Raw genomic sequence first — 24,430 nt, 5'->3', positions numbered from 1 at the left:
GCTGTCGCACCTCCTTGATTGGCACTGTCATGAAATTAAAGAACTTCTGGAGCTAGAGAAACGATTTTCATGAAGTTGCTGTCACGTAGTTCACGTGCAACAGGTCCGAAAATACGAGTTCCGCGTGGTGATTTATCATCACGAATAATTACACAAGCATTTTCATCAAATTTGATGTACGTGCCGTCTTTACGACGAACGCCTGATTTAGTACGAACGATAACAGCTTTAACAACGTCACCCTTCTTGACAACGCCACCTGGTGTTGCTTTCTTAACTGTACAAACAACGATATCACCGATGTTAGCAGTTTTACGGCCAGAGCCACCAAGCACTTTAATTGTAAGAACTTCACGTGCACCTGAGTTGTCAGCAACTTTCATACGACTTTCTTGTTGGATCACTTAGGTTACCTCCCTTCGGAAATTGGTTGTTCCGAAATAGTTATTAAATAATAACCGCTTTTTCTACAACTTCTACTAGACGGAAACGTTTAGTAGCTGATAGCGGGCGAGTTTCCATGATACGTACGATATCACCGATTTTCGCTGTGTTTAACTCATCATGAGCTTTAAACTTTTTAGAGTATTTTACACGCTTACCATAAAGCTTGTGCTTTTTGTAAGTTTCAACTAAAACAGTAACAGTTTTGTCCATTTTATCTGAAACAACGCGGCCCGTGTAAACTTTGCGTTGATTGCGCTCAGTCATACTTGAAAACCTCCTTTATCAGTTATTTGCACTGATTTCTCTTTCACGAATAACAGTTTTCATACGCGCGATTGCTTTACGCACTTCACGAATACGAGCTGTGTTTTCTAATTGACCAGTCGCCAATTGGAAGCGAAGGTTGAAAAGCTCTTCTTTCAGTGATTTCACTTTTAATTCTATTTCAGAAGTAGCAAGGTCACGGATTTCATTAGCTTTCATTAGATTCACCACCAGTTTCTTGACGTTTTACGATCTTACATTTAACAGGAAGTTTGTGTGATGCTAAACGAAGTGCTTCACGTGCAACTTCTTCAGATACGCCAGCAATTTCGAACATTACTTTTCCTGGTTTAACTACTGCTACCCAACCTTCAGGAGAACCTTTACCAGAACCCATGCGGACTTCTAGAGGTTTTTTAGTGTAAGGTTTATGTGGGAAGATTTTAATCCAAACTTTACCGCCACGTTTCATGTAACGAGTCATCGCGATACGAGCAGATTCGATTTGACGGTTAGTAATCCAGCTAGCAGTTTGAGCTTGTAAGCCCCATTCGCCGAAAGTTACTTCTTTACCGCCTTTCGCTTCGCCACGCATGTTGCCGCGGTGTTCACGACGGTATTTAACGCGTTTAGGCAATAACATATTATTTGCCTCCTTCCACAGATTTCTTCGTAGGAAGAACTTCACCACGGTAGATCCATACTTTAACGCCTAATTTACCGTAAGTAGTATCAGCTTCTGCGTGTGCATAATCGATGTCAGCACGTAGAGTATGAAGTGGAACAGTTCCTTCACTATAGTGTTCAGCACGCGCGATATCAGCGCCACCTAAACGACCAGATACTTGTGTTTTAATTCCTTTTGCACCAGCGCGGATTGTGCGTTGGATCGCTTGCTTTTGCGCACGACGGAATGATACACGATTTTCTAATTGACGAGCGATGTTTTCAGCTACTAGACGAGCGTCAAGATCTGCACGTTTGATTTCAATGATATTGATGTGTACACGTTTACCAGTTAAATCGCTAAGGTATTTACGAAGATTTTCAACTTCAGTACCACCTTTACCGATTACCATACCTGGTTTCGCAGTGTGAATTGTAATGTTTACACGGTTTGCAGCACGTTCGATTTCTACTTTAGAAACTGAAGCGTCTTTAAGAGCCGTTTCAATATATTTACGCACTTTGATGTCTTCGTGAAGTAGAGTTGCATAGTCTTTTTCAGCGTACCATTTTGACTCCCAGTCACGAATAATACCAACGCGTAGTCCTATTGGATGTACTTTTTGACCCACGGATTAACCCTCCTTCTTCTCAGATACCACTAGAGTAATGTGGCTTGTGCGTTTGTTAATTGCGCTTGCACGTCCTTGTGCACGTGGACGGAAACGTTTTAAAGTTGGACCTTCGTCAACGAATACTTCAGAAACTACTAAAGAGTTGATGTCAAGATCGTAGTTGTGCTCAGCGTTAGCAACTGCAGATTTTAATACTTTCTCAACGACTGGAGACGCCGCTTTTGGAGTATGACGTAAAATTGCAACTGCTTCACCAACTTGCTTACCTCGGATTAAGTCTACAACTAGACGTACTTTGCGAGGAGCAATGCGTACTGTACGAGCGATAGCTTTAGCTTGTGTCATTAGGATTTACCTCCTCTCAAAATTAGCGTCTTGTTTTCTTGTCGTCTGCACCGTGACCTTTATAAGTACGTGTCGGTGCGAACTCACCAAGTTTATGGCCTACCATATCTTCTGTTACGTATACAGGAACATGTTTACGTCCATCATATACAGCAATCGTTAAACCGATGAAGTTCGGGAAGATTGTAGAACGGCGTGACCAAGTTTTGATAACTTGTTTTTTCTCAGAAGCCTCTTGCGCTTCCACTTTTTTCATTAAGTGGTCATCGACAAAAGGTCCTTTTTTCAAGCTGCGACCCATGTAGGAACCTCCCTCCGTGATTCCACCACGGCTCTCACATAGAACCGTAGTTTAACCACTTTATTTTTTACGACTACGGATGATAAATTTATCCGATTTGTTTTTCTTCTTGCGAGTTTTGTAACCAAGTGCTGGTTTACCCCAAGGAGTCATTGGTGATTTACGTCCGATTGGAGAACGTCCTTCACCACCACCGTGTGGGTGATCGTTAGGGTTCATTACAGAACCACGAACTTCTGGGCGTTTACCTAACCAACGGCTACGACCTGCTTTACCGATGTGTACAAGTTCGTGTTGTTCGTTACCAACTTGACCGATTGTTGCGCGGCAAGTAGCTAAAACTAAACGTACTTCACCAGATTGTAAACGAACGATAACGTACTTATCTTCACGACCAAGTACTTGCGCAGAAGTACCAGCTGAACGTACTAATTGTCCGCCTTTACCAGGTTTTAACTCGATGTTATGGATTGTAGTACCCATTGGAATGTTTGCTAATGGTAAAGTGTTACCTACTTTAATATCAGCATCTGGACCAGAAACGATTGTTTGACCAACCTCTAGACCTTTTGGTGCTAAGATGTAAGCTTTTGCTCCATCAGCGTAGTTGATTAATGCGATATTCGCAGAACGGTTTGGATCATATTCAATAGTAGCAACTTTTGCCGGAATGCCATCTTTAACACGTTTGAAATCGATAACACGGTATTGCTTCTTATGACCACCACCATGATGACGAACAGTGATTTTACCTTGGTTGTTACGACCAGCTTTGCGTTTAGTTGGTTCAAGCAATGATTTCTCAGGCTTGTTAGTTGTAATTTCCGCAAAGTCTAATGACGTCATGTTACGACGACCATTAGAGGTAGGTTTATACTTTTTAATCGCCATTGTGTTTTCCCTCCTTCTTGAGTGTTCAAATCATAAATCCGTTAGGATTACATTTCGAATAATTCAATTTCTTTGCTATCAGCAGTTAGTTTAACGATCGCTTTACGACGTTTGTTAGTGTAACCACCGTAACGGCCTACGCGTTTGAATTTACCTTTGTAGTTAAGAACGTTTACTTTCTCAACTTTTACGCCAAAGATTTCTTCTACAGCGTCTTTTACTTGAGTTTTGTTAGCGCGAGTGTCTACTTCGAAAGTATACTTTTTCTCTGCCATAAGTTCTGAAGAACGCTCAGTAATGACCGGACGTTTTAAAATATCACGTGCTTCCATTATCCAAGCACCTCCTCAACTTTTTCTACTGCAGACTTAGTGAATACAACTTTATCATGACCTAATAGATCAAGAACGTTGATTCCGTTTGCAGTTAAAACTGTTACACCTGGGATGTTACGAGCAGATAATGCTACGTTTTCATCTAGGTCAGCAGTTACAAATAAAGATTTTTTCTCTAAAGAAAGATCTTTAAGGATTTTTGTGAATTCTTTTGTTTTTGGTGCTGCTAGAGTTAGAGCATCAAGAACTAAGAAGTTTTGTTCTACTACTTTAGCTGATAAAGCAGATTTAAGAGCTAAACGACGAACTTTTTTAGGTAATTTATAAGAATAGCTACGTGGAGTAGGACCGAATACGATACCACCGCCGCGCCATTGTGGAGAACGGATAGAACCTTGACGAGCACGACCAGTTCCTTTTTGACGCCATGGTTTACGACCACCACCAGCAACTTCAGAACGGTTTTTAACCTTGTGATTACCTTGACGAAGAGAAGCGCGTTGAGCAACTACTGCGTCGAATAATACTGCTTCATTTGGCTCGATTCCGAAGATCGCATCGTTTAATTCGATTTCACCAACTGAAGCACCTGTTTGACTAAGTACAGATACTTTTGTCATTCCTGTTTCCTCCTTTCCTTAAGTGATTACTTAGCTTTAATTGCAGTTTTTACTGTAACTAGAGCTTTTTTAGAACCAGGAACATTACCTTTAACAAGTAGTAAGTTACGATCTGTGTCAACTTTCACGATTTCTAAGTTTTGGATTGTAACTACATTGCCACCCATTTGACCAGGTAATTTCTTTTGTTTGAATACGCGGTTCGGAGCAACTGGACCCATTGAACCAGGACGACGGTGGTAACGAGAACCGTGGGCCATAGGACCACGAGATTGTCCGTGGCGTTTGATAACACCTTGGAAACCTTTACCTTTAGTAACTCCTGTTACATCGATTACATCGCCTTCTGCGAAAATTTCTACTTTGACTTCTTGACCAACTTCGTATTCTTCCACGTTCACGTTGCGGAATTCACGAATGAAGCGCTTAGGAGCAGTGTTCGCTTTTGCTACGTGACCTTGTTCTGGTTTGTTAGAAAGCTTAACGCGCTTGTCTTCGAAACCAACTTGAATTGCTTCGTAGCCGTCTGTTTCAACAGTTTTCTTTTGAAGAACTACGTTTGGAGTAGCTTCGATAACTGTTACCGGGATTAAATCGCCGTTTTCAGCGAAAACTTGTGTCATACCAATTTTTCTACCTAAGATTCCTTTAGCCATTTGTCACACCTCCTGTAAGTTTTAAAAGTTATATTGTTTTTACCATTAAAGTTTGATTTCGATATCAACGCCAGATGGTAAATCAAGTTTCATTAACGCGTCAACAGTTTGTGGTGTTGGGTTAACGATATCGATCAGACGTTTATGCGTACGCATTTCGAATTGTTCACGAGAATCTTTGTACTTGTGAACCGCACGAAGAATTGTGTACACAGACTTCTCAGTTGGAAGTGGAATCGGACCTGATACACTTGCACCTGAACGTTTTGCAGTTTCCACAATTTTCTCAGCAGATTGATCTAAAATACGGTGATCATACGCTTTTAAACGAATACGAATCTTTTGTTTTGCCATTATTTTCCCTCCTTCTCGCCTATTTTCTAGACATTCTCCACGAAAATTTTCCCACACACCGCCATGGCAAAGCGGCCGGGTGTGTCGGCAACCTCTCGCTTCATCGCAGTCAAAGACCAACATTCAACATTATATACAATAAAAAAAGAATAAGCAAGTCTTTTCGCTAAATTCTTTTAAATGTTGCAGATATTCTTAGTACTACTATTTCTTCGCTTTATTAAGCCGTTTATTAGTATATAAAATTTCTATACATATTGCAACACTTAAGGTTGTCATATCAACATTTTCGCACATTTCAAATAACTCAAAAAAGAAAAAAGTAGTTTCTATATAATTATAGAAACTACCTCCTTATTATAGAAAGAACACACAGGCAATCCAACCAAATAGGATTAGTGGTATGTTAATGAAAATAAACGTAGGAACACAGGTATCCCAAATATGATGATGCTGGCCATCAACATTAAGGCCTGCTGTTGGCCCTAATGTAGAATCGGATGCTGGAGAACCTGCGTCTCCTAGAGCACCAGCTGTACCGATTAAGCATAATATCGCTAAAGGACTCATATCTAAACCTTGTGCTAGCGGAACAAATAGTGTCGCGATTATAGGAACTGTAGCGAAGGACGAACCAATCCCCATCGTCACAACTAATCCTATGATTAACATGATGAAGACAGCAAGACTTCTATTTCCTTCTAATACAGTGAGTGAATTTGTAATTAAGCTGTCCACATGACCTGTTGCATTGATTACCGCCGCAAAACCATTTGCCGCAATCATAACAAAGCCAATAAAGGCCATCATCTTCATTCCTTCAGAAAGAATCTCATCTGCTTCTCTCCATTTAAGAGCACCTGTAAAATACATAATCATAATACCTGCAAACGAGCCTACAATCATTGAGTCTGTTAACACTTGAGCGCATAGTGATATTACTAGTGCCAGAGCTGTAGAAAACATAATGAATTTGCTGACGTTTACATTTAAAGATTCCATCTCCACTTCACTATGCTTATAATGTCTTGGTTTGCGGTATACAGCGAAGGCAATTATCAATCCGATTAGCATTCCTAATACGGGAATACCCATTGCTGCAGGGACATCACGTGAAGAAACAGCCATTCCTGCCTCTGACACTTGTGTAGCAACGATATCTTGAAAGATTGCTCCAAAACCAGCAGGTACAAAACTATAAGTACCAATTAAGCCTACTGCAATCAACGTTGCAATTATACGTCGATCGACTTCTAGCATATTTAAAATCTTTAAAATAGGAGGTATTAATAATGGAATGAAGGCAATATGAATAGGAATAACATTTTGAGATAAAATAGACATCACAAAAATAAGGAAGAAAATTAATACCTTCACAAGTCCTTTTCTATTACTTTCACCCTTTAATATTTTTAACATCCCGGCTATCATTAATTCGGGTATTCCTGTTTTGGCAATGGCGATTGCAAAACCACCAAGTAAGCCATAACTTAATGCAATGGTTGCTCCTGCTCCTAATCCTTCTGTAAATGATTGGACTGTTGACTCAATGCCCATCCCACTAGTTAGACCACCTACAAATGCTCCTAGAACTAACGAGAGAACTACATTGATGCGAAGCAAGCTTAATATTAACATAACGGCAACAGCCGCAATTACTGCATTCATTGTTACACTCTACTTTCATACACTAAATTACTAACATGTTAAACTTTATTATTCTGATAATTGAAAGTCAAGGTTTTTTGTAACTTCTATATTTTTTGCACTAAAAAAACAGTGTAATGATAACCACCACACTGTTTCCGAGTTTCCTCTTACTTTAATATTACAACGACTGACGTACAACCTTTTTATAGTAGCCTACCGATAGAATAGCAAAAATCGTATATAAAGCTATATAACAGCACATTGCAATCCACAAGGGAGCTGTTAACTCTGTCCCAAATAAAAACCATCCTGACTTAACAGCAAAGTAGCTATGCAATAACCCAATAACTAGTGGAACACCGAAATTAAAGGCCTGTTTCATATAAATACCCTTCATGATATCTTTTTCAGCAAAACCAATCTTTCGTAGGATTGTATAGGAATCACGTTCTTCCTCCGCCTCAGACATTTGTTTAAAGTATAGAATACTACCTGTGGTCATTAAAAACGCTAACCCTAAAAATGCTGTTGTAAAGATGGTAAGACCCAATGATTCAATATTGTCTTTACGTTTTCCTTCATAGGATGATTGTGTATATTGCTTTGTCTTCCCTTTATCATCTACAGCCGTAATAATACCTGCATTTGATTGAATATATAATTTTTCTGCTGTTGCAATATCTTCGTTAGATTTTAAAGTAATTGTTGTTTGATGATGCCAAGGATAAAGAGCTGCCTGTGTAGTTAAACTTTTAAACATATCATCTGTCACAACAAAGATAGGTCCACCACCCCCAGCCGTTACAATACCACTTATCACGCTTTTATCGTGGATATCAACGACATGAAAAGTTTCTTCAAGTTCTCCTGCAGATACTACTAAATCATGATCTTTCTCTAACGGGAACATTTCAGCCATATAACCACCATAGTTTGTTAAGATAACCTCATTCCCTGAAAGCTTAGCTTCTGGAACACTCTGCTGGTAATCTGAAAGCGGAATGGTATAAATTGTGCCTTCCATTGTATATAAAGGGTTATCCTGCTGTTTTTTAGACATCAATTGACCTACAGCAGCGGTTACTCCCTGAAGACGGTAGTCAATTTTATCATAAGCAATTTTATTTTCCTCTAACTTCTCTAAAAATTCCTCCCCTTGCTCTTCAAGCAATATGAAATCACCAGGTACTTGGCTATATGCAGATGCTTCCGAGGAGTAGTAGGCGATATAGGAAAGAGTCGTCACGCCTAGAGAAACGCCTGTTAACACGGTGATTAGCGTTAATGACTTTGCATTGCTCTTCATGCGATGCATGATGGGCGTTAATGCTAACACATCCTTTATGGATAAATGCCCTTTTTTCTTTAGGCGAATAGTATTCATAATAAATGCTACAGAGAAACGAAAAACAAGGAATGTTCCACCAATTGTAGTAGCTAAAATAATTATCATATTGATAAATAAATTACCAGCAGATTCGATATCGAACAACTTTGTAGATGCATAGTAGCCATAAACAATCAGTATAAGACCCAAAAAGCCAATAACCATCTGGAACGCACTAAAGCGTCTCACACGCTCATCTGCTTGTTTTGCTGCACTAAATAATGATAACAATGACACATGATGAATCATCCAAGCCATCTGTATAAGAACGATGATCAATAAGATAGTAAATACAATCATCGACTGCAGTAAAGCTTGTGTACTAAAAGTCATGGTTACGAGAGCTTCTTTTTCAAGCACACGAAGCAAAATCATTGCAAACACACGAGAGCTAAAGAAGCCTGCCAACATACCTATAATAACGGCTCCAACAAATAAGAGAATGTTTTCAACCGCTAATAAACGCACGATTAGCCCCTTAGTCATGCCGATCAGTTGATACAAACCAATTTCCTTACTACGACGCTTCATAAATAAATGGTTTGCATACAGAACGAAGAATAAAACGATAAAATAAAGAATATAAGTTGCTGCCTTAAATCCGGCCGTAGCTGTTCCACTCATTTGAACAGCAGCCCACACCTCCGTATTATTTTGCAAGGTGACAAACGAAAAGTATAAGGTAACACTAAAAATAAGTGCAAAGAAATATAGATAGTAGTGCTTCATATTTTTCTTCATACTTCGAAGTACTAACTTACTAAGACTCATACCCGTCACCGCCTAGCACACTTTGTGTATGCATGATTTCTTTGAAAAAGGCCTGCCTTGTTTTATCGCCCTTATAAAGTTCACTATAGATAAGGCCATCCTTTAGAAATAACACACGTGTACAGAAACTTGCGGCTACAGCATCGTGTGTAACCATCATAATTGTCGCTTCTTTTGTTTCATTTATATTTTGTAGATTTTGAAGCAGGGCTGTAGCTGATTTAGAATCTAGTGCACCAGTGGGCTCGTCTGCAAATACCAATGACGGATTGGTAATAAGTGCACGTGCAGCAGAGGTACGCTGTTTTTGTCCACCTGATATTTCGTTGGGATATTTATTTAAAATCTCCGTGATTCCCAACAAAGAAGTGAGTTCCTTCACTCGACTTTCGGCAACAGCTTTTGGTAACTTACTGATGGCTAACGGTAGAAGAATATTTTCTTTTACTGTCAAGGTATCTAATAAATTATAGTCTTGAAATATAAATCCCAGCTGCTCTCTTCGGAAGTTTGCTAAAGCCTTTTCTTTCATACCACGTAAACTATGACCATTTATCTCAATAACACCTTCTGTCGCAAAGTCAATTGAGCATAAGACATTTAAAAGCGTTGTTTTACCAGAGCCAGAAGGTCCCATAATACCTACAAATTCTCCTCTATTCACTTCTACATCAATACCCTTTAATACTTCCTGAGCCGTTGATTTTTTTCCATACACTTTCTTTATTTTACGTCCTATTAAAACTGTCACTTCATAACGCCCCTTTCTATAGTTCAAGTGTACCCTGTCAAACCTAATCATTCGTGCGTTTTACATGACAATATAAAAAGGTAGGTGACATTTTCGTCATCTACCTGTTAGTTTCGCATATTCATTTTGTAAGGGGAAACGTAGTGTAAATAGCGAGCCTTCACCAACTTTAGATTGAACATTAATACGAATACCAATTTTATGGGCTACATTAGATACTAAATAGAGACCCATACCTGTAGATTGAGAGGATTCCCTTCCCGCTGTTCCTGTATAAGATTTTTGAAAAATCCTAGGTAAATCGTCTAAAGGTATACCCCTACCTATATCTTTAATATGTAGTAATGTAGCACCTGTAGAATCATGTTCTGTAAAGATTGTTATCTCAGAATTTACTGGGCTATACTTGATGGCATTCGAAAGAATTTGTCGTATAATAAAAGCTAGCCACTTGCCATCTGTCATAACCATCTCTGTCAGTTCACCAATTTCAAAGCCAATGCCTTTTTCAAGACACCAAGCTTGCATAGCTCGGATTTCTTTATAAATAATGGGCTTCAGTTCAATCTCATTTAAATAATTATCTTTTTCAATAGCGCATAATCTTGTTTGATGCAGTTGTTGATCAACCAAAAGATGTAGTCTTAGCCATTCATTCTCTAATTTTCGACGTAGCTGTAAATCCTCAATATGTTCAAACATTAAATTAATGGCAGTTAAAGGTGCTTTTACTTCATGGACCCAAGCTAATAGTTCATCAGAATGTTCCTGTATCTGCACTTTGGCTTGATTTAACTCTAAATTCTTTTCAAAAAAGGCATCCTCCATTTTTCGAAAGTATACTTCTTGAAAAGGAGATAAAGCTAAACTATTTCTATGTGCATCATCAAGGTGGCTATCCATATTTCCCAGGAAATCTTTTAATTTCCCAACTTCGATGACATAGCGACACCAAAAAAAGAGTATAAAACATACAAGTAAACTAACGTTTACATACCAAATAGAAACTCCATTTAAACCAACATCTAAAGAAAATAGCACATTTAGAATTATCAGAGTAAAAATAAAAAATCCTATCCAAGCAAAGCGTTCTCTAACAAATAATAATAACAATTTCCCTCACATCCCTCAGCTTACTGCCATATAACCAAGTCCCTTTTTTGTTAGTATTACCTCATGTAAACCAATATCCTCTAGCTTTGCACGTAACCGATTAACGTTTACAGACAAAGTATTATCGTTTACGAAACGTTCGTCATCCCATAGTTTTCTCATTAGCTCGTCTCTTGAAACGATATGATTAGCCTGCTCCACTAATATTCTTAAAATAAAAAGTTCATTTTTTGTTAAAGAAGCAATGGCACCATTATACATAATTTCACTTCTCGCATAATCAATTATGGCATCGTTAAAACGTGTAACATCCATTTTTTCTTCAACGTAATCATAGGTTCTACGTAAAATAGCCTGTGCTTTTGCGAGTAAAACTTCCATATGAAAAGGCTTTTGAATAAAATCATCAGCCCCCATTTGCATAGCCATCACCATATCCATCGGGTGATCTCGGGAAGAAAGAAAAAGGATTGGCACTTTGGATAAATGACGAATTTCACGACACCAATGAAAGCCGTCATAGGCAGGCAATTGAATATCAATTAGCACGAGATGGGGCTTCTCCTCTATAAAGTCATCCATCACCTTCTGAAAATTTTTAGGTCCCACCACGTTAAGTGACCACTGCTCAAAACGTTCTTGAATCATGCTAAAAATAGAAGGATCATCTTCAATCAGCAAAATTTTCATGTCCATACTCAGTTCCCCTTTCCCTTTAATTATTTACGCTAGAGGACATGCTTGTGGTTATGTACACATACACTAATTAAAACTCTAATTTTTCTTTATTTTAACACAAAAAACCAATCTGTAGGCGTCCCTACAGATTGGTTTGGAATTAGCAAGAGCTAAAATTATTTTTGGATAGAAGCAACTACGCCAGCGCCTACAGTACGGCCACCCTCACGGATAGAGAATTTAGTACCTTCTTCAAGAGCGATTGGAGCGATAAGTTCAACTGTCATTTCGATGTTATCACCAGGCATTACCATTTCAACGCCTTCTGGTAAGTTACAGATACCTGTTACGTCAGTTGTACGGAAGTAGAACTGAGGACGGTAGTTAGAGAAGAATGGAGTATGACGGCCACCCTCTTCTTTTGATAATACGTAAACTTCAGCTTTGAAGTTAGTGTGTGGAGTAATTGAACCTGGTTTAGCTAATACTTGACCACGTTGGATTTCTTCACGAGCAACACCACGTAGTAAAGCACCGATGTTGTCACCAGCTTCAGCATAGTCTAATAATTTACGGAACATTTCTACACCAGTTACAGTAGTAGATTTAGCTTCTTCAGCGATACCGATGATTTCAACTACGTCACCAACTTTAACTTGACCACGTTCAACACGGCCAGTTGCAACTGTACCACGACCAGTAATAGAGAATACGTCCTCTACTGGCATCATGAATGGTTTGTCAGTTTGACGTTCTGGAGTTGGGATGTAAGAATCTACAGCGTCCATTAATTCAACGATTTTTTCTTCCCATTCTGGTTCACCTTCAAGAGCTTTAAGAGCAGAACCTTTGATTACAGGAATATCGTCACCTGGGAAGTCATATTCAGATAGTAGATCACGGATTTCCATTTCTACTAATTCTAATAATTCTTCGTCGTCAACCATATCACATTTGTTCATGAATACTACTAAGTATGGAACACCTACTTGACGAGATAAAAGGATGTGTTCACGAGTTTGTGGCATTGGGCCGTCAGCAGCAGATACTACTAAGATACCGCCGTCCATTTGAGCAGCACCAGTGATCATGTTTTTAACATAGTCAGCGTGTCCTGGGCAGTCAACGTGTGCATAGTGACGAGTTTCAGTTTCGTATTCTACGTGAGAAGTATTGATTGTGATACCACGTTCTTTTTCTTCTGGAGCGTTATCGATATCAGCGTAAGATTTAGCTGTACCACCCATTTTTTTAGAAAGAACTGTAGCGATTGCAGCAGTTAAAGTAGTTTTACCATGGTCAACGTGTCCGATTGTACCAATGTTAGCATGCGTTTTAGAACGGTCAAATTTTTCTTTAGCCATTAGAGATTGCCTCCTCAAAATTGTATGTTTTAGATTTAAAATTTATAGAATGAATGCTGATAGAGAACGGGCCCATCCCCTATCCTGCAATCATAGCTTACAAATTAGTTATACTTTATGCAAGATGAAATTTCAATTATTCACCTTTATTTTTTTTGATGATATCTTCAGAGATTGATTTTGGTACTTCTTCATAATGATCGAATACCATTGAGAATACACCACGACCTTGCGTTGCAGAACGTAAAGTTGTTGCATATCCAAACATTTCTGAAAGTGGAACCATCGCACGAACAACTTGAGCGTTACCGCGAGCTTCCATACCTTCTACGCGACCACGGCGAGAAGTGATGTTACCCATGATATCACCAAGATATTCTTCAGGAATTACAACTTCAACTTTCATCATAGGCTCTAAAAGAACTGGACTACATTTTGATGCAGCAGCTTTAAGTGCCATAGATGCAGCGATTTTAAATGCCATTTCGTTTGAGTCAACATCATGGTATGAACCATCGAATAATTTCGCTTTGATGTCGATTAATGGGTAACCAGCGATTACACCGCGGTCAAGCGAGTCACGAAGACCTGCTTCTACTGCTGGAATATATTCACGTGGTACTACACCACCAACGATAGCATTTTCGAATTCAAAGCCTTTACCCTCTTCATTTGGAGAGAACTCGATCCATACGTCACCGTATTGACCACGACCACCTGATTGACGAGTGAATTTACCTTGAACTTGAGCAGAGCCACGGAATGTTTCACGGTAAGATACCATTGGAGCACCTACGTTAGCTTCTACTTTAAATTCACGGCGCATACGATCAACTAAGATATCAAGGTGAAGCTCACCCATACCTGAGATAATTGTTTGACCAGTTTCTTGGTCTGTATGTGCACGGAATGTTGGATCTTCTTCTTGTAGTTTTTGTAAAGCTTGACCCATTTTATCTTGGTCAGCTTTTGATTTTGGTTCTACAGAAAGAGAGATAACTGGTTCTGGGAACTCCATAGACTCAAGGATAACAAGGTTTTTCTCTTCACAAAGAGTGTCACCAGTTGTTGTATCTTTAAGACCTACAGCAGCTGCGATATCACCAGCAAATACTTTTGAAATCTCTTCACGGCTGTTAGCGTGCATTTGTAGGATACGACCTACACGTTCACGTTTACCTTTTGAAGAGTTTTGTACGTATGAACCTGATTCAAGAACACCAGAGTACACACGGAAGAACGTTAATTTACCTACGAATGGGTCAGTCATAACTTTAAATGCTAAAGCTGAGAATGGCGCTTCGTCTGATGATGGACGTTCAGTTTCATCACCATCTGGAGTTGTACCTTTAATAGCTGGTACATCAACTGGTGATGGTAAGTAATCGATAACTGCGTCAAGCATTTTACGAACACCTTTGTGTTTGAATGCTGTACCACAGATTACTGGGTAGAATTCTACAGCGATTGTCGCTTTACGGATAGCCGCTTTAAGCTCTTCTTTTGTAATTTCTTCACCAGCAAAGTATTTTTCCATGATTTCTTCGTTAACTTCAGCGATTGCTTCGATTAACTTCTCACGGTATTCTTCAGCTTGCGCTTGGAATTCTTCAGGAATTGGTTGACCTTCACGTAATGCTGTACCTTCTTCGTTATCGTAGTAAGTTACATCCATTTCAACTAGGTCAATAATTGCTTTGAACTCATCTTCCGCACCAATTGGTAATTGGATTGGATGAGCATTTGCTTGTAAACGCTCGTGTAAAGTACCTACAGAATATAGGAAGTCTGCACCCATTTTATCCATTTTGTTAATGAATACGATACGTGGTACACCGTAAGTTGTAGCTTGACGCCATACAGTTTCTGTTTGAGGTTCAACACCAGATTGAGCATCAAGTACAGTTACTGCGCCGTCAAGTACACGTAAAGAACGTTCTACTTCTACAGTGAAGTCTACGTGTCCAGGAGTATCGATGATGTTTACGCGGTTGCCTTTCCATTGAGCTGTTGTCGCAGCAGAAGTGATTGTGATACCACGTTCTTGCTCTTGCTCCATCCAGTCCATTTGAGAAGCGCCTTCATGAGTTTCACCGATTTTGTGAATCTTACCTGTGTAATAAAGGATACGCTCAGTTGTTGTTGTTTTACCAGCATCAATGTGAGCCATGATCCCAATATTACGAGTATTCTCTAGTGAGAATTCGCGTTTCATTAGGTATTTCTCCTTCCATATTGGGCTTATGCTATGTTTAGATTACCAACGGTAGTGAGCGAATGCTTTGTTCGCTTCTGCCATTTTGTGCATATCTTCACGTTTCTTAACTGATGCACCAGTGTTGTTAGAAGCATCAAGGATTTCGTTAGCTAAACGCTCTTCCATAGTTTTTTCACCACGAAGACGAGAATAGTTAACTAGGTAACGAAGACCTAAAGTTGTACGACGTTCTGGGCGTACTTCAACTGGTACTTGGTAGTTAGAACCACCAACACGGCGAGCACGTACTTCAAGAACTGGCATTACGTTATTTAGAGCAGCTTCGAATACTTCGATTGGATCTTGACCAGAACGTTCTTTAACTAGTTCGAACGCACCGTATAAAATCTTTTGAGAAGTACCTCTTTTACCATCAATCATCATTTTATTGATTAAACGAGTTACTAGTTTTGAATTATAAATTGGATCTGGTAACACGTCACGTTTGGAAACAGGACCTTTACGAGGCATGTGTTTTCCTCCTTTCATTGAGTAAATATATAGTGGGATTTAAATTATTTTTTTTCTTTAGGGCGTTTTGTACCGTATAAAGAACGTGATTGCATACGACCGTTTACACCAGCAGTATCAAGAGCACCACGAACGATATGGTAACGAACACCCGGTAAGTCTTTTACACGACCGCCACGGATAAGAACAACACTGTGCTCTTGTAAGTTGTGGCCTTCACCAGGAATGTACGCTGTAACCTCGATTTGGTTAGTTAAACGTACACGAGCGTATTTACGTAACGCTGAGTTTGGTTTTTTAGGCGTCATTGTACCTACACGAGTACAAACACCACGTTTTTGTGGAGATTTAACATCAGTTAAAGATTTTTTAAATGAGTTATATCCTTTGTTTAACGCTGGTGAATTTGATTTCGTGATTTTAGATTTACGAGGCTTACGTACCAATTGGTTAATTGTAGGCATCGATTTTTCCTCCCTTCATTCCTTCTTTTTTTAATACCACACATCCAGGTGGTTCATTTTTTGGGTAAAAACAAAGTCTTTGTGCATTTTACACAAAAACTACTCTACAGTAATCGCAACTACCGCAGCTCCAACATGGATTCCACAGGCTTTGCCCAGTTCCTTTTTGGACTCAACAAGAATAACTGGTATACCGATTTCTCTCGCGAAAGATATGGCCGAATCGGTTACCCAATTGTCTGCATCAAGTGCCACAAAAAGTTCTTTCACTGAACCAGCTCGCATTGCTTTTACTGCTTGCTTTGTACCTATGATTGTTTGACTAGCCCTTACTTTATCATAAGACATTTACATATCCTCCGAAGTACAGACAGTTAACTATCAACCTTCAATATATTATCATTACTCATTTACACTGTCAACTAATATCTTGAAAAAGTCCGAAGAGATGATGAAAATATGCATCTCTTCGGCCTAATTTAATGTTTATTCAGCAGAAACGACTTCTGTGTCAAGCTCATCTTTTTCGATGCGGATTTGACGATAACGTTGCATACCAGTACCTGCAGGAACAAGTTTACCGATAATTACGTTCTCTTTTAATCCAAGAAGTTCGTCACGTTTACCCTTAATTGCTGCATCTGTTAACACACGTGTTGTTTCTTGGAACGATGCTGCAGATAAGAATGATTCTGTTTCAAGAGAAGCTTTTGTAATACCAAGGATAACAGGGCGACAAGTTGCAGGGTTTTTGCCATTCATAACAGCGTCTACGTTTGCCTCTGAGAATTGGTGGATATCTAGTAATGAGCCAGGTAGTAATTCTGTATCTCCAGCTTCAATTACACGCACTTTACGAAGCATTTGGCGAACCATTACCTCAATGTGTTTATCCCCAATTTCTACCCCTTGCATACGGTATACTTTTTGAACTTCTTTTAATAAATATTCTTGAACAGTTGAAACGTCTTTGACTTTTAGCAATTGTTTTGGATCGATAGAACCTTCTGTTAAAACTTGACCACGTTCTACATTATCACCTTCGATAACTTTCAAACGTGCGTTATAAGGTGCTTGATACTTACGAGTTTCTACGTCACCTTGAATTGTAATTTCTTTTAAGCCTTCACGAATTTCTGTGATATCTGAAACCGTACCAGCAATTTCTGAAATAACAGATTGACCTTTTGGATTACGTGCTTCAAAGATCTCTTGGATACGTGGAAGACCTTGTGTAATATCATCACCGGCAACCCCACCTGTATGGAATGTACGCATTGTTAACTGTGTACCTGGTTCACCGATTGATTGAGCCGCAATAATACCAACTGCTTCCCCAACTTCAACCTTCTCACCTGTCGCCAAGTTCATGCCGTAACATTTTTTACAAACGCCGTGTTTTGTATTACATGTAAATGCTGAACGGATTGTCACTTCTTCAATACCAGCCTCGATAATTGCACGAGCGATATCTTGGTCGATTAAACCGTCTTTTGCAAGAATTACTTCACCAGTTTCAGGGTGGAAGATTGTTTTCTTCGTATGACGACCAACAATACGTTCATCTAGAGCTTCAATTAACTCTGTGCCTTCCATTAATGCACCAATCGTTAAGCCACGGTCAGTACCACAGTCATCTTCACGAACGATAACATCTTGTGCAACGTCAACAAGACGACGCGTTAAGTAACCTGAATCGGCAGTTTTTAGTGCTGTATCGGCAAGACCTTTACGAGCACCGTGAGTTGAGATGAAGTACTCTAATACTGTTAAACCTTCACGGAATGAAGATTTGATTGGAAGTTCGATAATACGACCAGCTGGGTTGGCCATCAGACCACGCATACCAGCTAGCTGAGTAAAGTTAGATGCATTACCACGGGCACCTGAATCAGACATCATGAAAATTGGGTTTGTTTTCTCAAGTGACTTCATCAGCTTCGCTTGAATTTCATCTTTTGCAGCACTCCAGCTTGAAATAACGCGATCATAACGCTCATCCTCAGTAATGAAACCACGACGGAATTGCGCTTGAACTTTATCTACTTTCTCTTGAGCTTCTGCTAAAATTTCACCTTTATCAGGTAATACCACGATATCAGATACACCTACAGTAATACCTGCACGTGTTGAATATTTGAAACCTAGGTTTTTCATACGGTCAAGCATTTTAGATGTTTCCGTAATGTGGAAACGTTTAAATACTTCAGCAATGATATTTCCTAAGAATTTCTTACGGAATGGGTTTACAACAGGTACTGATGCAAAGTATTTACGCAATACAGCTGTACGTTGTGCATCAATTTTCCCTTTTTCATCTAAATTATTATAAGCACTATCTGATTCAAGCTCTTTAAGTGTTTCTTCATCAATTGTTAACTTAGCAAAGTATTTTTCTGGTGTTACTTGCTCTAAGTTGAAATCAGTTGGCTCATTAATATAAGGGAATGATTCCGGTAAGATTTCATTAAAGATTACTTTACCGACAGTTGTTAATAAGAACATATTATTTTGTTCTTCAGTGAATGTCGGATTATTTAATGAACTTGCTTTAATTGCGATACGTGTATGCAAGTGTACATGACCTGTATCATAGGCAATTAAAACTTCATTTGGACCATAGAAAACAGTACCTTCACCACGTGCGCCTTCACGTTCAAGTGTTAAGTAGTAGTTTCCTAATACCATATCTTGAGAAGGTGTTACAACAGGTTTACCGTCTTTTGGATTCAGGATGTTTTGTGCAGCAAGCATTAGAAGACGAGCTTCAGCTTGAGCTTCAGCTGATAATGGTACGTGAACCGCCATTTGGTCACCATCGAAGTCAGCATTATAGGCTGTACATACTAATGGGTGAAGACGAATAGCACGACCTTCAACTAGTGTTGGTTCAAATGCTTGAATTCCAAGACGGTGAAGCGTTGGTGCACGGTTTAGTAATACTGGATGCTCACGGATAACATCTTCTAAAACATCCCATACGTCGTTATTTAAACGTTCGATTTTACGTTTAGCAGATTTAATGTTATGAGCAAGACCACGCTCTACTAATTCTTTCATAACGAATGGCTTGAATAATTCGATAGCCATTTCTTTTGGTAAGCCACATTGGTACATTTTTAAGTTTGGACCTACTACGATAACCGAACGACCAGAGTAGTCAACACGTTTACCAAGTAGATTTTGACGGAAACGACCTTGTTTACCTTTCAACATATGTGAAAGTGATTTTAACGGGCGGTTACCAGGACCTGTTACAGGACGTCCACGACGACCATTATCGATTAATGCATCAACAGCTTCTTGTAACATACGTTTTTCATTTTGTACGATGATGCTCGGAGCACCTAAATCTAATAAACGTTTTAAACGGTTATTACGATTAATTACACGACGGTATAAATCGTTTAAATCTGAAGTCGCGAAACGACCACCATCTAATTGCACCATTGGACGAAGCTCTGGTGGAATAACAGGTAGTACATCTAGAATCATCCATTCAGGTGAGTTTCCTGAGTTACGGAAAGATTCAACAACTTCTAGACGTTTAATGGCACGAGTACGTCTTTGACCTTGAGCAGATTTTAACTCCTCTTTTAAAGATTGCGTTTCATCTTCTAGGTCGATTTTACCTAATAATTTTTTGATTGCTTCTGCACCCATTGATGCTTCGAATGTATTACCGAATTTTTCACGGTATGCACGATACTCTTTTTCAGATAGTAATTGTTTACTTTCTAAATTAGTAGCACCTGCATCGATCACAACGTATGAAGCGAAATAGATAACTTCTTCAAGAGCACGAGGTGACATATCTAAAATTAGACCCATACGGCTAGGAATACCTTTGAAGTACCAGATATGAGAAACTGGTGCTGCTAATTCGATATGTCCCATACGTTCACGACGAACTTTAGCACGTGTTACTTCAACGCCACAACGATCACAAACTACGCCTTTATAGCGTACACGTTTATATTTCCCACAGTGACACTCCCAGTCCTTAGTTGGACCAAAAATACGCTCACAGAATAAACCATCTTTTTCTGGTTTTAGTGTACGGTAGTTAATTGTTTCAGGTTTTTTAACCTCTCCATATGACCAAGAACGAATCTTGTCAGGTGATGCTAAACCAATTTTCATATATTCAAATTCATTAACGTCTATCAAGGAGCCTACCTCCCTCTAGTATAGGTCTTTATAAAGACTCTTTTACGCAGCTCGATAATCGTTTGCAAAGATTGCCTCTTTGGCAAAGGATTAGAAATAGAATGATTTATTAAAAGAAAAAGCCAGGCAGGGCGTTAAATCCTGCCCGGCTAATTTGAAAAATAAGTTTGACCATATTCACATTTGTGAATTTGGTTTTCCATTATTCAAAAGACTCTACTGGCTCTTCTTCTGTATCTGGCTGTGGTGCAATGTTAAGTGCATCAGCTGGCTGAAGATCGTCTTCTTCGTCTAAATCGCGAAGCTCTACTTCTTCATCATTAACTGTTAACATCTTAACATCCATACCAAGAGATTGAAGTTCTTTAATCAATACTTTGAATGACTCAGGAACACCTGGCTCTGGTACACTTTCACCTTTAACGATGGCTTCATATGTTTTCACACGACCAACAACGTCATCAGATTTAACCGTTAAGATTTCTTGAAGTGTATACGCAGCACCATAAGCTTCAAGTGCCCATACCTCCATTTCACCAAAACGTTGTCCACCAAATTGCGCTTTACCACCAAGTGGTTGTTGCGTAACAAGTGAGTAAGGACCAGTTGAACGTGCATGAAGTTTATCATCAACCATGTGAGCAAGTTTGATCATATACATGATACCTACTGATACACGGTTATCGAATGGTTCACCAGAACGTCCATCATACAGGATTGTTTTACCGTCACGGTTCATCCCAGCTTCTTCCATTGTTTCCCAAACGTCTTCTTCATTAGCACCATCAAATACTGGTGTTGCCATGTGAACGCCTAGATAACGAGAAGCCATACCTAAGTGTAACTCTAAAACTTGTCCGATATTCATACGGGAAGGTACACCAAGTGGATTTAACATGATATCAACAGGCGTGCCATCTGGCATGAATGGCATATCTTCTTCTGGTAAGATACGAGAGATAACCCCTTTGTTACCATGACGTCCGGCCATTTTGTCCCCAACACGAATTTTACGTTTTTGAACAATATAAGCACGAACTAATTGGTTAACACCTGGTGGTAATTCATCGCCATCTTCACGGTTAAATACTTTAACATCAAGAATGATACCGCCAGCACCGTGTGGTACACGTAATGAAGTATCACGAACCTCACGAGCCTTTTCACCGAAGATTGCATGTAATAAACGCTCTTCAGCAGTTAATTCTGTAACCCCTTTAGGCGTTACTTTCCCAACAAGAATATCACCGTCACGTACTTCCGCACCAATACGGATAATACCACGTTCGTCTAGGTTACGAAGTGCATCTTCTCCGACGTTTGGAATATCACGAGTGATTTCTTCTGGTCCAAGCTTTGTATCACGAGATTCTGATTCATATTCTTCGATATGAACAGATGTATAGACATCGTCTTTTACAAGGCGCTCACTCATAATAACAGCATCCTCATAGTTAAAGCCGTTCCAAGTCATGAATGCAACCAGTACGTTACGTCCAAGAGCTAGTTCGCCTTTTTCCATTGATGGACCATCTGCTAAAATGTCACGAGGTTTCACACGTTCGCCTACTTTTACAAGTGGACGTTGGTTATATGAAGTACCTTGGTTAGAACGAATGAACTTCTGTAATTTATATTTTGTTAAATCGCCTTTAACCTCTTTGCCGTCTACAACTTCAATGCGGCGTACATGGATAGAGCGAGCTTCAACGTGCTCAACAATACCATCATACTTCGCTACTACAGCTGCACCTGAATCACGCGCATCAACATGTTCCATACCAGTACCAACGAATGGTGCTTCTGGGTTAAGTAGTGGAACTGCTTGACGTTGCATGTTGGCACCCATAAGTGCACGGTTCGAGTCATCGTTTTCTAAGAACGGTATACATGCAGTCGCTGCAGAGACAACTTGTTTAGGAGATACATCCATGTAGTCCATTTGCGCTTTATTGAATACCGTGTTATCACCACGGAAACGACCTACTACTTCATCATTTACAAAAGTACCATCTGGATTTAACGGTGAATTTGCTTGTGCTACATAGTAGTTATCTTCTTCATCAGCTGTTAAATAATCAATTTGCTCTGTTACTCGACCTGTTTCGTGGTCAATACGACGATAAGGTGTTTCAATGAAGCCAAATTTATTAACTTTGGCAAATGAAGATAATGAGTTGATTAATCCAATGTTTGGACCCTCTGGTGTCTCGATCGGACACATACGACCATAGTGAGAGTAGTGAACGTCACGTACTTCGAAGCCAGCACGCTCACGCGTTAAACCACCAGGACCTAATGCAGATAGACGACGTTTATGCGTTAACTCTGCTAATGGGTTTGTTTGGTCCATGAATTGTGATAATTGAGAGCTTCCGAAGAACTCTTTAATCGACGCAATCACTGGACGGATATTGATTAATTGTTGTGGTACGATCGCAGCTGTGTCATTAATTGACATACGCTCACGTACTACACGTTCCATACGAGATAAACCGATACGGAATTGATTTTGTAGTAACTCACCAACAGAACGTAGGCGACGGTTACCTAAATGGTCAATATCATCTGTTGCACCTACTTGGTAAAGTAAGTTAAAGAAATAGCTTACTGAAGATAAAACATCAGCAGGTGTAATATTCTTCACTTCTTCATCAATGTACGCATTACCAATGATATTAATTTCTTTTTGAGCTTCATCCTTTGGAGCATAAATCTTAATAGATTGGATGGTTACATCATCTTCAAGCACTCCACCGACTTGTGATAAAGTGCGGTAACCAATACCTTTTGATGAATCTTCTAGGTAAGGTAGAATTTTATCTAAAGTACGACGATCTAGTACTGTACCTTTTTCTACTAAAATTTCGCCTGTTTCTGGATCTACAAGCGTTTCAGCAATCGTTTGGTTGAATAAACGATTTTTAATGTGAAGCTTTTTATTCATTTTGTAGCGACCAACATTCGCTAAATCATAACGTTTAGCATCGAAGAAACGAGAGTATAATAAACTCTTCGCACTTTCTACTGTTGGTGGCTCACCTGGACGTAAACGTTCGTAGATTTCTAAAAGCGCTTTTTCTGTACTTTCAGAGTTATCTTTTTCTAACGTATTACGTAGATACTCGTTATCACCGATAATATCGATAATTTCTTGATCTGAACCGAAACCTAATGCACGTAGTAACACTGTTACTGGTAGCTTACGAGTACGATCAATTCGCACATAAACTACGTCTTTCGCATCAGTTTCATACTCTAACCAAGCACCACGGTTTGGAATAACTGTAGCTCCAAAGCCTTTTTTACCGTTTTTATCAGTTTTATCATGGTAATACACACTTGGTGAACGAACTAATTGTGAAACGATAACACGTTCAGCACCGTTGATAATGAACGTACCTGTTTCTGTCATTAACGGGAAATCACCCATGAAGACATCTTGTTCTTTCACTTCGTCTGTTTCTTTGTTGTAAAGACGTACTTTCACACGTAATGGAGCTGCGTAAGTAACATCTCGCTCTTTACACTCATCAACATCATATTTAGGCTCACCTAATGAATAATCGATGAATTCTAATGAAAGATTACCTGTAAAGTCCTCGATCGGCGAAATGTCACGGAACATTTCACGTAAACCTTCTTCAAGGAACCACTCGTAAGACGCCGTTTGAATCTCAATCAGATTTGGAAGCTCAAGCACCTCTTTAATACGCGCAAAGCTTCTACGCTGGCGGTGTTGTCCGTACTGAACTAGTTGACCTGTCAACTCATTCACCCCTCAATAAAGCGATATTAGGTCTTTGCAAAATCATACAAATAGTGTATGATTTCGAAAGA

24 protein-coding genes are annotated in these 24,430 nt (G+C 39.3%); all 24 read right to left on the bottom strand.

Going from position 1 to position 24,430, the window contains the following annotated elements; all coding sequences use genetic code 11:
- Positions 1 to 35 precede the first annotated feature (35 nt).
- On the bottom strand, positions 36 to 404 hold the full coding sequence (gene rplN / locus VK91_RS20790) for a 50S ribosomal protein L14 (RefSeq protein WP_004233650.1): 369 nt from the start codon (positions 402 to 404) through the stop codon (positions 36 to 38).
- Between the two features lie 43 nt (positions 405 to 447).
- Positions 448 to 711: a 30S ribosomal protein S17 gene (gene rpsQ, locus VK91_RS20785; RefSeq protein WP_004233648.1), complete on the bottom strand. Its 264-nt coding sequence runs from the start codon at positions 709 to 711 to the stop codon at positions 448 to 450.
- An 18-nt stretch (positions 712 to 729) separates the two neighbouring features.
- Positions 730 to 930 carry a 50S ribosomal protein L29 gene (gene rpmC / locus VK91_RS20780; protein WP_004233646.1) on the bottom strand — a complete coding sequence of 67 codons (201 nt, stop codon included), beginning with the start codon at positions 928 to 930 and terminating at the stop codon, positions 730 to 732.
- Complete coding sequence (gene rplP / locus VK91_RS20775; protein WP_004233644.1) at positions 920 to 1,354, bottom strand: 50S ribosomal protein L16; 435 nt, start codon at positions 1,352 to 1,354, stop codon at positions 920 to 922. Before rplP ends, rpmC begins: the two co-directional genes overlap by 11 nt.
- A 1-nt stretch (position 1,355) precedes the next feature.
- Complete coding sequence (gene rpsC, locus VK91_RS20770; protein WP_004233642.1) at positions 1,356 to 2,009, bottom strand: 30S ribosomal protein S3; 654 nt, start codon at positions 2,007 to 2,009, stop codon at positions 1,356 to 1,358.
- Between the two features lie 3 nt (positions 2,010 to 2,012).
- Positions 2,013 to 2,357: a 50S ribosomal protein L22 gene (gene rplV / locus VK91_RS20765; protein ID WP_004233639.1), complete on the bottom strand. Its 345-nt coding sequence runs from the start codon at positions 2,355 to 2,357 to the stop codon at positions 2,013 to 2,015.
- A gap of 22 nt (positions 2,358 to 2,379) precedes the next feature.
- Positions 2,380 to 2,658 (bottom strand): 30S ribosomal protein S19, encoded by a 279-nt coding sequence (gene rpsS, locus VK91_RS20760; protein WP_004233637.1) that lies wholly within the window; start codon positions 2,656 to 2,658, stop codon positions 2,380 to 2,382.
- 60 nt (positions 2,659 to 2,718) lie between these two features.
- The gene (rplB, locus tag VK91_RS20755) at positions 2,719 to 3,549 is read right to left on the bottom strand and encodes a 50S ribosomal protein L2 (protein ID WP_009373990.1); all 831 of its coding nucleotides are present in this window, start codon (positions 3,547 to 3,549) and stop codon (positions 2,719 to 2,721) included.
- A gap of 47 nt (positions 3,550 to 3,596) precedes the next feature.
- Positions 3,597 to 3,881, bottom strand: a complete 285-nt coding sequence (gene rplW / locus VK91_RS20750; RefSeq protein WP_004233628.1) for a 50S ribosomal protein L23 — start codon at positions 3,879 to 3,881, stop codon at positions 3,597 to 3,599.
- Positions 3,881 to 4,504, bottom strand: a complete 624-nt coding sequence (gene rplD / locus VK91_RS20745; protein ID WP_004233626.1) for a 50S ribosomal protein L4 — start codon at positions 4,502 to 4,504, stop codon at positions 3,881 to 3,883. The genes rplW and rplD overlap by 1 nt, the downstream gene beginning before the upstream one ends.
- A gap of 26 nt (positions 4,505 to 4,530) precedes the next feature.
- Positions 4,531 to 5,160 carry a 50S ribosomal protein L3 gene (gene rplC, locus VK91_RS20740; protein ID WP_004233625.1) on the bottom strand — a complete coding sequence of 210 codons (630 nt, stop codon included), beginning with the start codon at positions 5,158 to 5,160 and terminating at the stop codon, positions 4,531 to 4,533.
- Positions 5,161 to 5,205: 45 nt separating this feature from the next.
- Positions 5,206 to 5,514, bottom strand: a complete 309-nt coding sequence (rpsJ, locus tag VK91_RS20735) for a 30S ribosomal protein S10 (protein ID WP_004233624.1) — start codon at positions 5,512 to 5,514, stop codon at positions 5,206 to 5,208.
- Between the two features lie 357 nt (positions 5,515 to 5,871).
- A complete protein-coding gene (locus VK91_RS20730) occupies positions 5,872 to 7,182 on the bottom strand; it encodes a Na+/H+ antiporter family protein (RefSeq protein WP_048395568.1) in 1,311 nt (436 codons plus the stop codon).
- 160 nt (positions 7,183 to 7,342) lie between these two features.
- Entirely contained in the window at positions 7,343 to 9,322 is a 1,980-nt protein-coding gene (locus VK91_RS20725) for an FtsX-like permease family protein (protein WP_048395567.1), read from the bottom strand.
- The gene (locus VK91_RS20720; protein WP_048395566.1) at positions 9,312 to 10,073 is read right to left on the bottom strand and encodes an ABC transporter ATP-binding protein; all 762 of its coding nucleotides are present in this window, start codon (positions 10,071 to 10,073) and stop codon (positions 9,312 to 9,314) included. The genes VK91_RS20725 and VK91_RS20720 overlap by 11 nt, the downstream gene beginning before the upstream one ends.
- Positions 10,074 to 10,169: 96 nt before the next feature.
- The gene (locus VK91_RS20715; protein WP_048395564.1) at positions 10,170 to 11,186 is read right to left on the bottom strand and encodes a sensor histidine kinase; all 1,017 of its coding nucleotides are present in this window, start codon (positions 11,184 to 11,186) and stop codon (positions 10,170 to 10,172) included.
- Positions 11,187 to 11,201: 15 nt separating this feature from the next.
- Positions 11,202 to 11,876, bottom strand: a complete 675-nt coding sequence (locus tag VK91_RS20710; RefSeq protein WP_048395586.1) for a response regulator transcription factor — start codon at positions 11,874 to 11,876, stop codon at positions 11,202 to 11,204.
- A gap of 164 nt (positions 11,877 to 12,040) precedes the next feature.
- Positions 12,041 to 13,228 (bottom strand): elongation factor Tu, encoded by a 1,188-nt coding sequence (gene tuf / locus VK91_RS20705; RefSeq protein ID WP_004233614.1) that lies wholly within the window; start codon positions 13,226 to 13,228, stop codon positions 12,041 to 12,043.
- Between the two features lie 136 nt (positions 13,229 to 13,364).
- On the bottom strand, positions 13,365 to 15,443 hold the full coding sequence (fusA, locus tag VK91_RS20700) for an elongation factor G (protein ID WP_048395562.1): 2,079 nt from the start codon (positions 15,441 to 15,443) through the stop codon (positions 13,365 to 13,367).
- A 42-nt stretch (positions 15,444 to 15,485) separates the two neighbouring features.
- On the bottom strand, positions 15,486 to 15,956 hold the full coding sequence (gene rpsG / locus VK91_RS20695; protein WP_004233610.1) for a 30S ribosomal protein S7: 471 nt from the start codon (positions 15,954 to 15,956) through the stop codon (positions 15,486 to 15,488).
- A 44-nt stretch (positions 15,957 to 16,000) separates the two neighbouring features.
- Positions 16,001 to 16,420: a 30S ribosomal protein S12 gene (gene rpsL / locus VK91_RS20690; RefSeq protein WP_004233609.1), complete on the bottom strand. Its 420-nt coding sequence runs from the start codon at positions 16,418 to 16,420 to the stop codon at positions 16,001 to 16,003.
- Between the two features lie 99 nt (positions 16,421 to 16,519).
- Positions 16,520 to 16,768 carry a ribosomal L7Ae/L30e/S12e/Gadd45 family protein gene (locus VK91_RS20685; protein ID WP_004233607.1) on the bottom strand — a complete coding sequence of 83 codons (249 nt, stop codon included), beginning with the start codon at positions 16,766 to 16,768 and terminating at the stop codon, positions 16,520 to 16,522.
- Between the two features lie 138 nt (positions 16,769 to 16,906).
- Positions 16,907 to 20,590 (bottom strand): DNA-directed RNA polymerase subunit beta', encoded by a 3,684-nt coding sequence (gene rpoC / locus VK91_RS20680; protein WP_048395560.1) that lies wholly within the window; start codon positions 20,588 to 20,590, stop codon positions 16,907 to 16,909.
- Between the two features lie 202 nt (positions 20,591 to 20,792).
- The gene (gene rpoB, locus VK91_RS20675; protein WP_197078741.1) at positions 20,793 to 24,368 is read right to left on the bottom strand and encodes a DNA-directed RNA polymerase subunit beta; all 3,576 of its coding nucleotides are present in this window, start codon (positions 24,366 to 24,368) and stop codon (positions 20,793 to 20,795) included.
- Positions 24,369 to 24,430 lie beyond the last annotated feature (62 nt).

It is taken from the genome of Lysinibacillus sp. LK3 (assembly GCF_001043675.1).
In the GTDB taxonomy this organism is placed as follows: Bacteria; Bacillota; Bacilli; order Bacillales_A; family Planococcaceae; genus Lysinibacillus; species Lysinibacillus capsici.
This window is presented reverse-complemented; position numbering and strand designations above follow the sequence as displayed.

Excerpts from the sequence above, each read along its gene's own strand:
- VK91_RS20685 (WP_004233607.1), bottom strand. The coding sequence starts at position 16,768 with ATGTCTTATGATAAAGTAAGGGCTAGTCAAACAATCATAGGTACAAAG.
- rpsL (WP_004233609.1), bottom strand. The coding sequence starts at position 16,420 with ATGCCTACAATTAACCAATTGGTACGTAAGCCTCGTAAATCTAAAATC.
- VK91_RS20730 (WP_048395568.1), bottom strand. The coding sequence starts at position 7,182 with ATGAATGCAGTAATTGCGGCTGTTGCCGTTATGTTAATATTAAGCTTG.
- rpsS (WP_004233637.1), bottom strand. The coding sequence starts at position 2,658 with ATGGGTCGCAGCTTGAAAAAAGGACCTTTTGTCGATGACCACTTAATG.
- rplV (WP_004233639.1), bottom strand. The coding sequence starts at position 2,357 with ATGACACAAGCTAAAGCTATCGCTCGTACAGTACGCATTGCTCCTCGC.
- tuf (WP_004233614.1), bottom strand. The coding sequence starts at position 13,228 with ATGGCTAAAGAAAAATTTGACCGTTCTAAAACGCATGCTAACATTGGT.
- rplW (WP_004233628.1), bottom strand. The coding sequence starts at position 3,881 with ATGGAAGCACGTGATATTTTAAAACGTCCGGTCATTACTGAGCGTTCT.
- rplD (WP_004233626.1), bottom strand. The coding sequence starts at position 4,504 with ATGACAAAAGTATCTGTACTTAGTCAAACAGGTGCTTCAGTTGGTGAA.
- rpmC (WP_004233646.1), bottom strand. The coding sequence starts at position 930 with ATGAAAGCTAATGAAATCCGTGACCTTGCTACTTCTGAAATAGAATTA.
- rplP (WP_004233644.1), bottom strand. The coding sequence starts at position 1,354 with ATGTTATTGCCTAAACGCGTTAAATACCGTCGTGAACACCGCGGCAAC.
- VK91_RS20710 (WP_048395586.1), bottom strand. The coding sequence starts at position 11,876 with ATGAAAATTTTGCTGATTGAAGATGATCCTTCTATTTTTAGCATGATT.
- rplC (WP_004233625.1), bottom strand. The coding sequence starts at position 5,160 with ATGGCTAAAGGAATCTTAGGTAGAAAAATTGGTATGACACAAGTTTTC.
- rpsJ (WP_004233624.1), bottom strand. The coding sequence starts at position 5,514 with ATGGCAAAACAAAAGATTCGTATTCGTTTAAAAGCGTATGATCACCGT.
- fusA (WP_048395562.1), bottom strand. The coding sequence starts at position 15,443 with ATGAAACGCGAATTCTCACTAGAGAATACTCGTAATATTGGGATCATG.
- rplB (WP_009373990.1), bottom strand. The coding sequence starts at position 3,549 with ATGGCGATTAAAAAGTATAAACCTACCTCTAATGGTCGTCGTAACATG.
- VK91_RS20725 (WP_048395567.1), bottom strand. The coding sequence starts at position 9,322 with ATGAGTCTTAGTAAGTTAGTACTTCGAAGTATGAAGAAAAATATGAAG.
- rpsQ (WP_004233648.1), bottom strand. The coding sequence starts at position 711 with ATGACTGAGCGCAATCAACGCAAAGTTTACACGGGCCGCGTTGTTTCA.
- rpsG (WP_004233610.1), bottom strand. The coding sequence starts at position 15,956 with ATGCCTCGTAAAGGTCCTGTTTCCAAACGTGACGTGTTACCAGATCCA.